This window comes from Shewanella sp. ANA-3, assembly GCF_000203935.1.
Classification (GTDB): Bacteria; Pseudomonadota; Gammaproteobacteria; order Enterobacterales; family Shewanellaceae; genus Shewanella.
Window position 1 is genome coordinate 3643090 of sequence record NC_008577.1, and the last position, 15580, is coordinate 3658669.

Annotated in this window: 11 protein-coding genes; 3 read left to right on the forward strand and 8 right to left on the reverse strand. The window is 47.9% G+C overall.

Features of this window, described 5'->3' with window-relative positions:
• Positions 1 to 60: 60 nt before the first annotated feature.
• From thyA to rppH, 5 genes are read right to left on the reverse strand one after another with little or no spacing between them, the layout of a single operon-like run.
• On the reverse strand, positions 61 to 855 hold the full coding sequence (thyA, locus tag SHEWANA3_RS15955; protein ID WP_011717884.1) for a thymidylate synthase: 795 nt from the start codon (positions 853 to 855) through the stop codon (positions 61 to 63).
• Positions 855 to 1661: a prolipoprotein diacylglyceryl transferase gene (lgt, locus tag SHEWANA3_RS15960; RefSeq protein WP_011717885.1), complete on the reverse strand. Its 807-nt coding sequence runs from the start codon at positions 1659 to 1661 to the stop codon at positions 855 to 857. The genes thyA and lgt overlap by 1 nt, the downstream gene beginning before the upstream one ends.
• Positions 1662 to 1706: 45 nt before the next feature.
• On the reverse strand, positions 1707 to 2507 hold the full coding sequence (locus SHEWANA3_RS15965; RefSeq protein WP_011717886.1) for a sulfite exporter TauE/SafE family protein: 801 nt from the start codon (positions 2505 to 2507) through the stop codon (positions 1707 to 1709).
• 58 nt (positions 2508 to 2565) lie between these two features.
• A complete protein-coding gene (gene ptsP / locus SHEWANA3_RS15970; protein WP_011717887.1) occupies positions 2566 to 4800 on the reverse strand; it encodes a phosphoenolpyruvate--protein phosphotransferase in 2235 nt (744 codons plus the stop codon).
• Between the two features lie 23 nt (positions 4801 to 4823).
• Positions 4824 to 5348, reverse strand: coding sequence for an RNA pyrophosphohydrolase (gene rppH, locus SHEWANA3_RS15975; protein ID WP_011717888.1), 525 nt, complete (start codon positions 5346 to 5348; stop codon positions 4824 to 4826).
• A gap of 691 nt (positions 5349 to 6039) precedes the next feature.
• Between rppH and mutH the strand changes: the two genes are divergently transcribed.
• Complete coding sequence (gene mutH / locus SHEWANA3_RS15980) at positions 6040 to 6711, forward strand: DNA mismatch repair endonuclease MutH (protein ID WP_011717889.1); 672 nt, start codon at positions 6040 to 6042, stop codon at positions 6709 to 6711.
• Positions 6712 to 6834: 123 nt separating this feature from the next.
• Entirely contained in the window at positions 6835 to 7902 is a 1068-nt protein-coding gene (locus SHEWANA3_RS15985; protein WP_041412723.1) for an adenylate/guanylate cyclase domain-containing protein, read from the forward strand.
• 27 nt (positions 7903 to 7929) lie between these two features.
• On the opposite strand, the gene oxyR is transcribed toward SHEWANA3_RS15985, so the two are convergent.
• The 3 genes from oxyR to SHEWANA3_RS16000 all read right to left on the reverse strand — a co-directional run bounded on the left by oxyR (position 7930) and on the right by SHEWANA3_RS16000 (position 10540).
• Positions 7930 to 8841, reverse strand: coding sequence for a hydrogen peroxide-inducible genes transcriptional activator OxyR (gene oxyR, locus SHEWANA3_RS15990; protein ID WP_011717891.1), 912 nt, complete (start codon positions 8839 to 8841; stop codon positions 7930 to 7932).
• Between the two features lie 218 nt (positions 8842 to 9059).
• Positions 9060 to 9425, reverse strand: a complete 366-nt coding sequence (locus SHEWANA3_RS15995) for an Hpt domain-containing protein (RefSeq protein WP_011717892.1) — start codon at positions 9423 to 9425, stop codon at positions 9060 to 9062.
• A 185-nt stretch (positions 9426 to 9610) separates the two neighbouring features.
• Positions 9611 to 10540: a TIGR01212 family radical SAM protein gene (locus SHEWANA3_RS16000; protein WP_011717893.1), complete on the reverse strand. Its 930-nt coding sequence runs from the start codon at positions 10538 to 10540 to the stop codon at positions 9611 to 9613.
• Between the two features lie 587 nt (positions 10541 to 11127).
• On the opposite strand from SHEWANA3_RS16000, the gene gltB reads away from it, so the two are divergent.
• Positions 11128 to 15576, forward strand: a complete 4449-nt coding sequence (gltB, locus tag SHEWANA3_RS16005; RefSeq protein WP_011717894.1) for a glutamate synthase large subunit — start codon at positions 11128 to 11130, stop codon at positions 15574 to 15576.
• Positions 15577 to 15580 lie beyond the last annotated feature (4 nt).

The window sequence follows — 15580 nt, forward strand, 5'->3', positions numbered from 1 at the left end:
AATCGATAGTTTCGACAAAACACCTCGATAATTCCGAGGTGTTAGTCGATTAATTCGCCATTAAACGGCGACAGGGGCTTTGATATGCGGGTGTGGATCGTAGTGAGTTAGCTCGAAATCTTCGAATTGATAATCAAAGATTGAAGCGGGTTTACGCAGGATTGTCATGGTGGGTAACTGTCTTGGCTCACGGCTTAACTGCAACGCCGTTTGTTCCATATGGTTGGAGTACAAATGGGTATCGCCGCCCGTCCACACAAAGTCACCCAAAGCTAAATCACATTGCTGTGCCACCATCATGGTCAGCAGCGCATAACTGGCGATATTGAAAGGTAAGCCTAAGAACACATCACAGCTACGCTGATACAGCTGACAGGATAATTTGCCATCGGCAACATAGAATTGGAAAAAGGCATGGCAAGGTGCCAGCGCCATTTTATCCAGTTCACCCACGTTCCACGCCGAAACAATTAAACGACGTGAATCAGGTTGAGATTTGATTTGTGCAATTACCTGAGCGATTTGGTCGATAGCATCGCCACTTTGGGTCGGCCAGCTGCGCCACTGCGCACCATAAACAGGGCCTAAATCGCCGTTTTCATCGGCCCATTCGTCCCAAATACTGACTTTATTCTCACGCAGATAAGCAATGTTGGTATCGCCTTTCAGGAACCACAATAGCTCATGAATAATCGAGCGCATATGGCACTTCTTGGTAGTGACTAAGGGAAAGCCCTTACTCAAATCGAAACGCATTTGATAACCAAACACTGAGCGAGTGCCGGTACCTGTGCGGTCTGATTTATCCACACCTTCGGCTAAGATGTGCTTCATCAAGTCTAAATACTGTTGCATTACTGCTTACCCTCTGGACGAAGAATTAAATATAAACCGAAGAGGATCATCGGCACAGAGAGGATCTGCCCCATCGTCATAAAGCCCCAGTAGAGACCTAACTGCGCATCAGGTTGTCTTACGGTTTCAACAATCACACGGAAAATTCCGTATCCGAGTAAGAACATGCCCGACACGGCGCCGACTTTCTTCGTTCGTTTACTGAACCAATAGAGGAGCAGGAATAAGGCCACCCCTTCAAGGGCGAATTGATAGAGTTGTGATGGGTGACGAGGTTCAGGTCCACCACTTGGGAACACCATGGCCCAAGGGACATCGGTGACACGGCCCCACAACTCACCATTGATAAAGTTACCAATACGCCCCGCACCTAAGCCAATGGGCACCACGGGCGCCACCATGTCTGCGACCGCAAAGAAGGTACGCTTTTGCTTCCAGGCGATATAAATCATGGCGGTAATCACCCCCATCAAGCCGCCGTGGAAAGACATGCCACCTTCTGAAATCTTAAACAAATACATTGGGCTAGCGAGGAAGTAATCGAAATGATAGAAGAGCACATAGCCGATACGGCCACCTAAAATCACCCCTAAAAAGCCATAAAACAGCAGATCGGAAACCTGTTCCCTCGACCATAAACCATTGGAGCGGTCGGCCTGACGATTGAGTAACCACATGGCGGCGACAAAGCCAACTAGGTAAGTAAATCCATACCAACGCAGGGCAGGTTCAAAGGTTTGTCCAAAAATATCAAAGGGACCAAACTTCACGATCACGGGATCGATATTGGGAAAATTCAATGCCATAACTTATCCATCAACAGCCTCAAATCGAGGGCTAAACACTAAAAATCAGCTCAGAATTAATTTGAGACCGACACACAAGAGTAAAAGTGCAAATATTTTTTTAAGGACCGAGGTAGGCCAAGTGCTTGCCGCCTTAACGCCTACAGGAGCCATTAAAATTGAGGTTATTATTAAGCCAAACAACGCAGGTAAATAGATATACCCTAAGGTTCCCTCTGGGAGATCCGGCGCGTTAAAGCCCGCGATTATATACCCTAAGCTGCCCGACAAGGAGATTAATAATCCGGTCGCGGCTGAAAATCCTACAGCTAGGCGCATCTGTAAACCAAAATAGGTTAAAAACGGCACTAACAAAACGCCGCCGCCGATCCCCATCAATCCTGCAATCGCGGCAACAATCACGGCCACCACAAACAAAACCATCGAGTTTGGCAGTTCTCGATTCGATTCAGTTTTAAAGGGATAAGCCATTTGAATCGCCATCAGCATCACAAATATTGCAAACCCTTGTCTGAGGGTCGCAGCAGGGATTTGCTCGGCAATAAAGCCAGACATTAAAGCGCCGAGAATAATCCCCGGAAACATGGTTCGAAACAATCCCCAGGGTACATTACCGCGTTTATGGTGAGCTCTGGCTGAAGAAATCGAGGTTAAAATAATCGCCGCAAGGGATGTGGCAATCGCAATATGGGGTAACTGAGCCGAAGTGATGCCAACCGAGGGCAAGATATAAAGCAGTGCGGGCACGACAATTAAGCCACCACCGATGCCCAATAACCCCGCCATAAAACCGACAAACGCGCCTAAAGCCAAGCAAATAAAGAACACCGACAGCAAACTATCCACACGGGTACCTACAGCGTGATTAAGTGAAGCCTTAGCTTAAAGCAAAAGGCGCGATTAGTTAATTAAGAATTGTGGCTAATCCCTGCTGTGTTAAATATTCTTTAACCAACTCACGCACTTGGAAACCGTTCGACAGACTTAAGGCCTGCGACAAGAGTTGCGTCAAATCGGCGCGGGACACTCGGCGCAGCAGGTAATTTATCCGCGCTAAACTGCCTTGGTTCATACTCAAATGCTGGTATCCCATCGCCACCAACAGAATCGCCCCCATGGGTTCCCCCGCCAGCTCGCCACAGATACTGATATCGAGTTCATGATAGTCACAATCGAGTCTTGCCTGATGCAGTGCCCGAAGAATGCCTGGATGATAACTATCAAATAAGGAACTCACCCTTGGGTTGTTACGGTCCACCGCGAGTAAATATTGGGTCAAATCGTTACTGCCGACCGACACAAAATCGACGCGTTTTGCCACTTCATCTAACTGATATAACAGCGCTGGAACTTCGAGCATAATGCCAATGCGCGGCATTTCAATCTGGCTGTTCACATCGTTTTTGAGTTCAACATAGGCCTGCTCTAGATAGGCCAAGGATTGATCAATCTCATCTAAATTACTGACCATAGGCAGTAAAATACTGAGCTGTTTGCACTCTCCGCCCGCTTGCAACATCGCTCTTAACTGAACGAGGAATAGCTCTGGGTGATCCAATGATAAGCGGATACCGCGCCAACCTAGGAAGGGGTTATCTTCTTTAATAGGGAAATAAGGCAGCGGCTTATCGCCTCCCACATCTAAGGTACGCATCACCACAGGGCGACCCGATGCCGCCGATAACACCTGCTGATAGACTTTTACCTGCTCGGACTCACTCGGAAAACGCTGCTGCAACATAAAGGGAATTTCGGTGCGATACAGCCCGATACCATCGGCACCTTCGGCAATTTCAGAAGCGACACCACTGAGTAACCCAGCGTTAAGGTATAACCGAATGCGAGTGCCATCGAGCATGACCGACGGCAGGGCTAACTCCTGCGCGTATTGACGTTGCAACGCCTTTTGCGCCGAAATCAAACTGCGGTATTCGCTAACAATCGCTGGCGATGGCGACACCATTAATTGCCCGCGGCTGGCATTGACCACTAACAGCTTCTGATCAATATCGGCCGACAATAACTGCTCGACGCCAGTAATCGCAGGTACGCCCAGTGCGCGCGCTAAAATCGCCGCGTGGGAGTTAACACCTCCCAGTTCAGTGACAATACCGGCCAATTTTTGCCGAGGGAATTCGGCGAGCATAGTGGCATCCGCTTCACGGGTCACTAGAATCACCGGCTTATCGGGTTCAAGCTCTAAACGCTCGGGTTCGATTAACTGCCTTAATACCTTTTGCCCCAGATCCCGAATATCGCTCGCCCGCTCCTTGAGGTAAGGATCTTCCATCGCTAAAAACTGTTGAATATAACGCAGCGAAACACGGCTAACCGCCGATTCTGCTTCCCAGCCCTGCTGCACTTCGCGAGCATATTCACCACCTAGGCTGACATCATCGAGCAGCAGCTGCAACGCATTGAATATTGAGGCGACTTCCTCATCCTGCTCACGGTCGAAACGTTGAGATAAGGCACCAATAGCCTCTTTACAACGCCCCATCGCCGCCACTAATCGGCTGGATTCGAGGACAATATCCTCACAGCGAACATCGGGCTGCTCGAGGGAGATTTCGCCACCGAGCACCAAGGCATGGGCAATGGCGATACCGCTGGATGCAGAGGTTCCTTGAAATAAAATCTGTTGATGCAGCGAACTGACCTGCGCCTTTTGCTTTAATCCCCGGATCGCCATCGCGAGCTGCGCGGCCAAGGTCATTAAGAAGGCTTCTTCCCCTTCGCTAAATTGCCGCGCGCTGGCCTGCTGCACCACAATTACGCCGACGACGGCTTTTTGATAAATAATGGGGACGGCTAAAAAGGCACGGTATTCTTCTTCAGCAACTTCGGGGAAGAGCTTAAAGCGTGGGTGCAAACGCGCATCAGCAAGGTTTACGGCTTCTTCACGTTCGGCGGCCAAGCCAACCAAGCCTTGGGTTAACGGCATGCGCACGCGCCCAACGGCACTCTTTTCGAGGCCATCGGTGGCTGATAATACGAGTTCTTGCTGATCTAGGATGTAGACCGAGCAACATTGGGTTTCCATCGCCGCTTTGGTCGATGAAACTAGGACTTCTAATGCGGTTTCTAAGCTGTGGGCGGACGCCACAGCTTGAGTAATATCCCTGAGCGTATTTAACACTGTTTTCAATCCTCTTTTGAAAATCAGCCCGTTGTTCTTTGTCTTACCCGCTTCCTCGGAATTTCCTGGGTTTGGAATGACAATGCCGTTACCGCAAACTCTTTCATTACCTTACGATAAACATCACGCTTAAATGAGACAACCTGCCGCACGGGATACCAATAACTTACCCAACGCCAATCGTCAAACTCAGGGTGGCCTGAGGAACTTAAATTAATCGCACTATCTTGGCTTTTGAGTTGTAACAGAAACCATTTTTGTTTTTGGCCAATGCACACAGGCTTGCTGTCCTGTCTCACTAAACGCTTGGGCAAGCGGTATCTTAACCAAGAACGGGTCGAGGTTAATATAGTGACATGCTCGGGTCTTAAGCCTACTTCCTCATACAATTCACGGTACATCGCCTCTTCGGCCGATTCACCATCATCGACACCGCCCTGAGGAAATTGCCATGAATGTTGTCCGAATCGTCTGGCCCACATGACTTGGCCGTATCTATTACAAATTATTATGCCCACATTTGCGCGAAAGCCGTCGCTATCAATCACATGGACTCCAAATAAGGATAACTTTTAATAAACCGATTGTTTCACAAAGCCAGTCTCTCAGCAAACCTCTATTTACAGCTATTTTTTGGATAAATACCTTCAACTTACTACTTTATCAACAATCCAAGGGGTTCAAGCTTGGGGATATCCACATTTTCTGTGGATATCTCTGTTTGAAACTCGGGTAAACTAGGTATATCGTTCAAAAAACAGTAAATATAATTCATGGCAGCCCGCTTACTTAAATAAAATAAAAACATAAAAATTATAAAGTTACGCGTTAGCAGTATACAAACCGGTGATTCAAAAATTAAAAAGCTCACTTTTTAACCTAATGCAAATTAAGCGATTTCATCCGAGTAACACCTAAATGTTATACACAGAGCTCACCCCAAATTACCCACACTCCCCTGGAAAAATGCCTCTTTTTACCATTGACTCACGATTTTTAATCGGTTAAAGCCCACTGCATTGTGAGTTATCCATAATATCTGTGGATAAATATGTGAGAAACGCAAGGGAAAACCGAGAGTAACTTTGAACACTTTCACAGGTATTGGAATGCAAACCTACAACTAACATTAAAATCATACACTTACAGATTTATCTGTGAGTACAATCTTATCCTTTTTTGAGTGCTTAATTTTTAACCTCTGTTGCTAAGCACCTATTTTCCAGTAAAATTCGCCTTATGAAACCGATAATCCCCCCTCAAAATCTGAGCGAACTGCTCGAACGTGCCAATATGATGGCCGGCATCTCTTTGGCTCAAATTGCTGCTCACCGGGGGATTGCTGTGCCTAAGGATCTGAAACGAGATAAGGGCTGGGTCGGACAACTCATTGAAATGGAGTTAGGTGCGACGGCCGGCTCAAAACCCGAGCAGGATTTTCTCCACCTCGGTGTAGAGCTAAAAACCATTCCCATCGATAGCAAAGGCAAACCACTGGAAACCACCTATGTGTGTGTGGCGCCGCTTACCAATATCGAAGGCTTAACCTGGCAGGACAGCTTAGTGTGTCACAAGTTGCAGCGTGTACTCTGGGTACCCGTTGAGGGAGAGCGGCATATTCCTGTGGGAGATCGTAGAGTCGGTACCCCCATATTGTGGGAACCTGATCTCCAAGAGCAAAGGTTACTGCAACAGGATTGGGAGGAGATAATGGAACTTATCGCCTTAGGTAAAGTGGAAAAACTCACTGCAAGGCATGGCGAAGTGTTGCAACTGCGCCCTAAAGCCGCCAACAGTAAGGCGCTGACACAGAGCATTGCCGAGGACGGTAGCCTAAAAATGACCAATCCACGTGGTTTCTATTTAAAGACCGCTTTTACCGCCATGCTATTAAATAAGGTATTTGGTTAAATTTTCGTAGCTATATAGCGTTGGATTGATCCAGATCACAAATATCACTGGCACTCTAGTGATGATTTTCTATAAACTACGGCATCCTGAAATATATGGTCGTATTCGGATACAAAACCCGTTGTGAGAGCACGTAGACAAGCGAAAAAACTTCTTTTTGCGATATTAGCTTGGGCGATAGCCATGGCTGCGTTCGTGTTTTTCCGATATGCACAGTCGCCGGAGTTACCACAATGGGCTGTCGGTTCGGCCGATCTCGCGACGCTTGCCGTCTACATGGGCATCATTTTTGGCAGCCTACATTGGATGTCAAACCTGATCGCCGACTTCAGCGCCATCAATCGTCTTCCCTATGTATTCTCAGTGATTTTTAAAGGTTTGTTCCTGCTACTCGGGGCGACCACCTTAGCCTATATGACCCAGTTCTTGAATATGTGGGCCATTGAAAATCATATGTCGACCCTAAGACAAATGCTCACGGCGCATATTCTCTATAGTCCATCCTTCCAAGCGCTCATTGTCTATTTAGTGGTTGTACGGGTCAGCTTAGCCTTTGTCGAACAAATGGCACTCTTGGTTGGGCCGCGTATTCTGCTCAATATTGGTTTAGGTAAATACCATAAACCACGATACGAGCAGCGTTTATTCCTTTATTTAGATATGGTTGCCTCGACAACCCACGCCGAATCCCTCGGGGATTACCGTTTTAGCCGTCTGATTCAAGACAGCTTTAGCCTGCTATCCGATACTGTGACCAATAACGAAGCCGAAATTTACCGTTATATGGGTGATGCCGTATTGATCCACTGGCCGTTAGAAGAAGGCGTAGTGCACGACCGCTGCATGAATATCTATTTTGAATTTAGCCAGCAGTTAAATTGGCAGCGACGTTACTTTGAAGAGCACTATGGCTTTGTGCCCAAATTTAAGGCGGCAGCGCACTGTGGACAAGTGGTCGCTGCTGTGGTTGGTGTGCAAAAACAAGAAATTAGCTTCTTTAGTGATGTGCTAAATACCTTAGCCAGACTTCAAGATCAGTGTAATCCACTGGGGCAACGCATGCTGATCTCTGGTGCGCTGGCGGGCCGACTCGACAATCCCAATAGCGAATACCGCTTAACCAATTTGGGTCCAGTCAAATTAAAGGGGAAACAACACTCGATTGAAGTGTTTGGTGTTTCCCCTCTCTAATATCCTAGCTATTTTAACTTACAGCGATTATTCGATTTCTTTGGTTAATAGCTTTTGAATAAGCAAACCTAAGGTACGGAAGGTCAAAATCCGGCTGGTTGTTTGTCGCCAAACTAAGCCGATATCACGGTAAGGCGCTTCACCTGGCGGAGTCATCACCACTAGATCGGTATCATTTAAGATGCCAGCATCGATCGCCATTTGCGGTAAGAAGGTAGTGCCCAACTTGCTATCCACCATTTGCACTAAAGTGTGCAGACTGGTCGCGGCAAAGGGATTCACTTTCGCGCTGTCACCTAACTGACAAGCGGTAATTGCATGCCCTGTAATGCAGTGCTCACTCTGCAGCAGGAAGATACTCTCATCGGGCAAGGTCTGATAATCGATAGGCTGATGAATGCCACCCACTAAGTCTTTATGGATCACCATCTTAAAGGGGTCTATCCCGACTTTCATGCTATGGTAACCACTGGTATCCACGGGCAAGGCGAGGATAAGTAAGTCCAACTCCCCTTTACCTAAGGCATCGAGCAAACGCTCAGTGGTATCTTCTTTGAGTAACAAACTCATCGCCGGATAAGCTTGCTGACATTGCTTAACCACACGGCTTAATAAAAATGGCGCAATGGTTGGAATACAACCTAAGCGGATATCCCCAGTCATAGGTTCGCCCTGGTTTTTCACCAGTTCGACTAAATCATCCACATCTGTCAGGATTTTGCGGGAACGCTGCACCACTTCTTCACCTATAGCGGTGAACATAAAGGATTTATGATCACGTTCAATCAATTGATGGCCAAGCTGTTCTTCAAGATTCTGGATCCCGCTCGACAGCGTTGATTGACTGACAAAACACACCTTAGCGGCGCGGTTAAAATTCTGCTCTTGGTGAAGGTTCACCAAATAGAATAAATTCTTAAGGCTAGGTAAATTTTTCATTTAATCGATTGCCACTAAGGTTATGAATTAATAAATTTAATCAACTCTAGCATAAGTTATCAACTAAAACGCGGCTGAATTGCTCAATACTGTGAGCAAAATCGATTTTCAATCAAAGGAAAACCTAAGAGAGCGCTTACTAAGAACAAACGGAAGGGATAAAGACTGGAATAGAGGTTATTGAGGTGCAACCTGCAGCTGCACCTCCATAGTACAGACTAAGCTTTAGCCTGTAGGAATTGCTTTAACTGCTGGAGATCGGCACTTGCAAATTCAACAATTTGCGCGACCCAGGTTCCATGTTCAGCTTCCCAACGTGCTTCTTCGCCATGTTGGAGTAACTGGGCAATTTGCTGAATACGTTTTAAACCCACTGAGCCCGCCGCACCTTTAAACTTATGAGCTTCGGCGCATAAAGTGTCCTTATCGGCAGCTTCGTTAGCCTTGACTAGATTCCCTACATACTCAGGCATTAATTGCTCAAACAAGACCACACTCTTTAGCAGAGTTCCGGCACCAATCGCACTGCAATACTGTTCTAACGTATTGAGATCTAGGATTGTTTCTAATTCAACTGTGGCCATCTAGGCCTCCCTTAAGTAGTCCAATGCTTAAAACACGTTTATGACATGATACCCACTAAAATTGTCAGTGCAACTTATAGCAGCATTTGTGGTCAAATGATGTTTTATTTAACAAAAAATCAACTATTTCAAACACTCTCAGCGATAAATCGATTCCAACTGAATCCCTTCAAGCGATATGGTCATTATGGTCGCGCTAATGCAGCGCCTTGTCCACCCTTACGCGCAAGATCCTCAACAATTGCCACTAAACCATTCCAGCGATAGCCGCACCAATCGGGCGCGAGTAGTATCGGTTTTTTCGCATAGGCGGTCACCCGATGAAAAATCACCTCTTTCGGTGTATGCCGAACCAGTTCGCCGACACAAGCCGCATACTCCTCAATACTGAGCAAGGGTAAACGTCCTGCACGCCAAGCTTTCGCCATCGTACTGCCCTCAACCACATGTAATGGATGTAGCTTTAAGCCATCGACGCCCTGCGCCAGCACCGCCTGCAGTGTCGCCATATAATCGAGGTGAGTTTCACCGGGTAAGCCTAAGATAAGGTGAGTGCAAACTTTTAGGCCTCTGCTTCTGGCCCGTGCAACCGTATCGCAATAACAGGCAAAATCGTGCCCACGGTTAATCTTATGCAAGGTTCTATCGTTGGCGGTTTGTAATCCAAGTTCCAGCCAGACATCGACGCCCTTTTGCTGATAACTGGCTAATAAATCTAACACATTATCTGGCACACAGTCGGGACGCGTACCAACACACAGGCCCACAATTTCACTGTCTTTGACCGCTTCATCGTATTTGGCCATCAACACTTGATACTCATCATAGGTGCTCGTATAGGCCTGAAAATACGCGATAAACTTATCTGCATTCAGCTTAGGTTTCGCCTCTTTATAACGGGCTTTCCCTTGTTCTAGCTGCTCACTGATGCTGAGCGTTTCCGCCTGCTGATAACTAAAGGAGGCCACATTACAAAAGGTGCAACCACCACGTCCTAGAGTGCCATCGCGGTTAGGACAAGTGAATTTTGCATCGATAGTCAGCTTGCGTAAGCGCTCGCCGTATTTAGCCTTACACACGGCACCGAATGTGTTTACGTATGCATCGAGCCCCATTAGCTCGCCTGCCAAATTTCATGTCGTTTCATTAAAAATAACCAAGATAAAATCACAAAAAAGAAGAAATAAAGACGTGTATTTAGATGAAAAAACTCATGATAAACAAAGCGAGCATCGTTTTCTTGGTGGTAAATCAAACTCCGGTTAGATTCACAGCGTCAAAGCTTAAAACCTGAGTCATTGCTCACAGTGTCTTTACACTCCGTGATTTCACTCACAAGCAAATAGAATAACAATTCATTTATTATAAATTTTTATACATCCACTGTATTTGCAATAAAAATCACTATTTCTAAATCAAAAACAATCGATTTCGATGTTACATTTTAGTAACCCCATCGTTTTACATTTTTTAAAATTCTTTTTATTCATAATGTTATACAGAACTTTAATCAGTTAACGTTAACGTCAAGTAATTGTGTTTTGTGTATGAAACATGAATGAATACCCATATTTTATGCAAATTTTTGGTTTGACCTTTGGTTAATCTCAGGATAATTTGGGTGGTTCGGGTGCATATCTATAGAAAGTCTTTACATTTCTCCCCGAGTAGTAATTTCGTTGAGGTCAAGGGAGGTTTTTGTATGAGCTTATATCATCCCAGTTTTGAGCGGGACAATTGTGGTTTTGGCTTGATTGCACAAATGGATGGCGAAGCCAGCCATCGTATCGTGCGCACCGCCATCCATGGCCTCGATCGCATGAAACACCGTGGCGGTATCGCCTCTGACGGTCGAACTGGGGACGGCTGTGGTTTATTAATGCAGCTACCATTGCAATTCTTTGAAGCCATTGCCGCGGAAAATGACTGGCACCTGAGCCGCAAATTCGCCGTGGGCATGTTGTTTTTAAGCCAAGATGAAGAACTGGCCGACCAAGCCAAGTTTATTCTCGAACGCGAACTCGAGCGCGAAACCTTAAGCATTGCCGGCTGGCGTAAAGTCCCCGTCAATCCTGAGGTATTGGGTGAGATTGGTAAATCGAGCCTGCCGCAAATCTATCAAGTACTGATCAACGCCCCGATTGGCTGGCGTGAGAAAGATCTTGAGCGTCGCCTCTACATGGCTCGCCGCCGATTAGAGCAACAAATTACTGACGATAAAGACTTTTATGTCGCGAGTCTTTCAGGCCAAGTCATAGTCTACAAAGGCTTGATGATGCCTGCCGACTTGCCCGCATTCTATCCCGACCTTGCTGACATCCGTTTGAAGAGCTCTATTTGTTTATTCCATCAACGCTTTTCAACCAATACTTCACCTAAATGGCCACTCGCTCAGCCCTTTAGATATCTTGCCCATAACGGCGAGATCAACACTATTACCGGTAACCGCCAATGGGCCCGTGCCCGTGCCTACAAGTTTAATTCACCACTGCTGCCCGACTTACAACAGGCGGCGCCCTTTGTGAATGAAACGGGTTCTGACTCCTCATCGCTCGATAATATGCTCGAAATGCTGCTCTCAGGCGGTATGGACTTATACCGCGCCATGCGTTTGCTTATTCCGCCAGCATGGCAGAGTAACCCAGAGATGGATGATGAGCTAAAAGCCTTCTATGACTTTAACTCCATGCATATGGAACCTTGGGATGGCCCAGCGGGTATCGTAATGACCAACGGTCGCCACGCCGCTTGCGCGGTGGATCGTAACGGTCTGCGTCCATCACGTTATGTGATCACCAAAGATCGTATCCTCACCCTCGCCTCCGAAGTGGGCATTTGGGACTACGCCGCCGATGAAGTGATTGAAAAAGGCCGCGTCGGCCCGGGTGAGCTGTTAGTGTTAGATACACTCAATGGCCGTCTGTACCAGTCATTCGAAATCGATAACGACCTTAAGCGTCGCCACCCCTATAAAGAGTGGATGGCAAAAAACAGCCGTACTCTGGTCCCAGCCGAGCAGTTGGCAACAGAGCAACATGGCGCCAGCGAATTAAGCCCAGAGCAACTGCTGCAATACCAAAAGCAGTTTGGTTACACCCGTGAAGAGCTTGAACAAGTGATTTGGGTGCTGGCAAAACAAGGGGAAGAAGCGACAGGTTCCATGGGCGACGATACGCCAATGGCCGTATTGTCGAAAAAGTCACGCTCGCTCTATGACTATTTCCGACAGAAATTCGCTCAAGTCACTAACCCGCCTATCGATCCGCTGCGTGAAAAGCACGTGATGTCTCTGGCGACCTGTATCGGCCGCGAGCAGAACCTCTTCAACGAAACCACTGGTCATGCCTATCGGGTGATGTTTAACTCACCGATATTATTATTCAGTGATTTCAATCAATTACTTGGATTAGATAGCACTTACTATCGCGCCAATATCGTCGACTTAAACTACGATCCGAAGGAAGGCTTAGAACACGCTATCCGCCGCATCACCTCGGAAGCCGAGCGTTTAGCTCGCAGTGGCACCACGCTGCTGATTTTATCCGACCGCGCGATTGATAAATCGGCGCAGGTGATCCCAGCGGCCATGGCAGTTGGCGCAGTACAACAAATGCTGGTGAGTAAGAGCCTGCGCTGCGATACCAACATCATTGTTGAGACCGCATCGGCACGGGATCCGCACCACTTTGCGGTGCTACTCGGCTTTGGTGCTACCGCGATTTATCCGTATCTAGTGTATGAGTCAATCTCAGATCTGGCGAAACGCCATCAGTTGACCGACACCACGGCACTGATGCTGAACTTCCGTTACGGCATCGAAAAAGGCCTGCGTAAGATCATGTCGAAGATGGGGATCAGCACCGTCGGCTCCTACCGTTGTAGCCAACAGTTTGAGGCCATTGGTATTGCCAGCGATGTGATTGAACTCTGCTTTAAAGGCGTGGTAAGCCGTATCGAAGGCGCCAGCTTTGAGGATATCGCTCAAGATCAAGCGTTGCTGCATAAGGCCGCTTACCGTGCCCATGTGCCGCTGCCACAGGGCGGTTTACTCAAATATGTTGATGGTGGTGAATACCACTGCTTCAACCCTGATGTGGTCAACACGCTGCAGGCGTCATTAATCGACAAGAATTTTGCGACCTATAAGAAGTTCGCCGAATTAGTGGATAACCGCCCAGTCGCCACCCTAAGGGATTTGATTGGCATTAAGGCTGACCAAGCCGCAATTGAACTGGATAAAGTTGAAGCTGCCAGCCAATTATTCCCACGCTTTGACAGTGCTGCCATGAGTATCGGCGCCCTAAGCCCCGAGGCCCATGAGGCATTAGCCATCGCCATGAACCGTTTAGGCGGCCGCTCTAACTCGGGCGAAGGTGGTGAGGATGCCCGCCGCTTTAACACCGAGCGTAACTCGGCGATTAAGCAAATTGCCTCGGCACGTTTTGGCGTAACCGCCCATTACCTAGTCAACGCCGATGTGTTGCAGATTAAAGTTGCCCAGGGCGCAAAACCCGGTGAAGGCGGACAACTGCCAGGCCATAAGGTGAGTGTGGAAATTGCTGGGCTGCGCCACGCGCGTCCAGGTGTAACCTTGATTTCACCACCGCCACACCATGATATTTACTCTATCGAAGACTTAGCCCAGCTGATTTTCGATTTAAAACAAATTAATACCAAGGCACTGATCTCCGTGAAATTAGTGTCTGAGCCTGGTGTCGGCACTATCGCCACCGGTGTAGCAAAAGCCTACGCCGATATGATCACTATTTCTGGCTACGATGGTGGCACCGGCGCGAGCCCTATCACCTCGGTAAAATACGCTGGCAGCCCATGGGAGCTCGGCCTTGCTGAAGTACATCAATCTCTGGTGGAAAATGGCCTACGCCATAAGATCCGCTTGCAGGTCGATGGCGGCCTAAAAACCGGAACCGACGTTATCAAGGCGGCCTTACTCGGCGCTGAGAGCTTTGGCTTCGGCACTGTGCCCATGATTGCCTTAGGTTGTAAGTACCTGCGTATTTGCCACCTGAACAACTGTGCCACTGGTGTTGCAACTCAGGACAAGAAACTGCGCGATAACCACTACCACGGCTTACCAGAGCGAGTGATGACTTACTTTGAGTTTGTCGCCGAGGAAGTGCGCGAGTGGATGGCAACGCTAGGGGTTAGCAAGTTCGAAGATTTAGTGGGGCGCAGTGAGTGGCTACATACCTTAGAAGGCCAGACTGATAAGCAACGTGGACTCGATTTAGCGCCAATCCTGTATCAACCTAAGGTCAGAGCCAGCACTTCGCGCACTTGGCAGGAAACCAATCCACCAGCGGATTTAGGTTTACTCAACCAACATCTGCTCAACGAGTGCCAGAGTGCGGTCGATAAGGGCGAGTGTTTCGATGCCGCTTACAGTATCAACAATACCGACCGCTCAGTGGGCGCACGCCTATCGGGCTATATCGCAACTACCCTTGGTGTAAAAGGCACTAAGGCACCGATTAAACTCAGCTTTAATGGCAGTGCAGGCCAAAGCTTTGGGGTATGGAACAGCCCAGGCCTTGAACTTAAGCTCTGCGGCGATGCCAACGACTACGTCGGTAAGGGCATGTCGGGCGGCAAGATTGTGATTTATCCACCGCTAGGGAGTCCGTTCCAGAGCGAGCGCAGCGCGATTGTCGGTAACACTTGTCTGTATGGCGCGACTGGCGGACGCTTCTTCGCAGCGGGCCAAGCGGGTGAACGCTTTGCGGTACGTAACTCGGGCGCAATTGCCGTAGTTGAAGGCTTAGGCGATAACGGCTGCGAATACATGACCAGCGGTATTGTAGTCGTACTCGGTAAAACCGGGGTGAACTTCGGCGCAGGGATGACCGGCGGCTTTGCCTATATCTTCGACCAATTTGGCCGCTTTAATCGCCGCGTGAATAACGAGCTTGTCGATACCCAAAAACTCGAGTCACCGATTCATCAACAGCATTTGAAAGGCTTGATTGAAGAACATGTGGCCGAGACTGGCAGTGAGCACGCGAAGATGATCTTAAGCGACTTTGCCAACTGGTTAGATTGCTTTGTTTTAGTGAAACCGAAAAATATCGCCGTTGCAGATCTGCTCAAATTAGAGCAATCGAGCCCGGAACTAGCAGTTAAAGCGGGGTAATAGC

Bases quoted from the DNA above. Each gene is read 5' to 3' on its own strand.
- SHEWANA3_RS16000 (WP_011717893.1), bottom strand. From the start codon at position 10,540: ATGGGGCTCGATGCATACGTAAACACATTCGGTGCCGTGTGTAAGGCT.
- gltB (WP_011717894.1), top strand. From the start codon at position 11,128: ATGAGCTTATATCATCCCAGTTTTGAGCGGGACAATTGTGGTTTTGGC.
- oxyR (WP_011717891.1), bottom strand. From the start codon at position 8,841: ATGAAAAATTTACCTAGCCTTAAGAATTTATTCTATTTGGTGAACCTT.
- thyA (WP_011717884.1), bottom strand. From the start codon at position 855: ATGCAACAGTATTTAGACTTGATGAAGCACATCTTAGCCGAAGGTGTG.
- SHEWANA3_RS15995 (WP_011717892.1), bottom strand. From the start codon at position 9,425: ATGGCCACAGTTGAATTAGAAACAATCCTAGATCTCAATACGTTAGAA.
- mutH (WP_011717889.1), top strand. From the start codon at position 6,040: ATGAAACCGATAATCCCCCCTCAAAATCTGAGCGAACTGCTCGAACGT.
- lgt (WP_011717885.1), bottom strand. From the start codon at position 1,661: ATGGCATTGAATTTTCCCAATATCGATCCCGTGATCGTGAAGTTTGGT.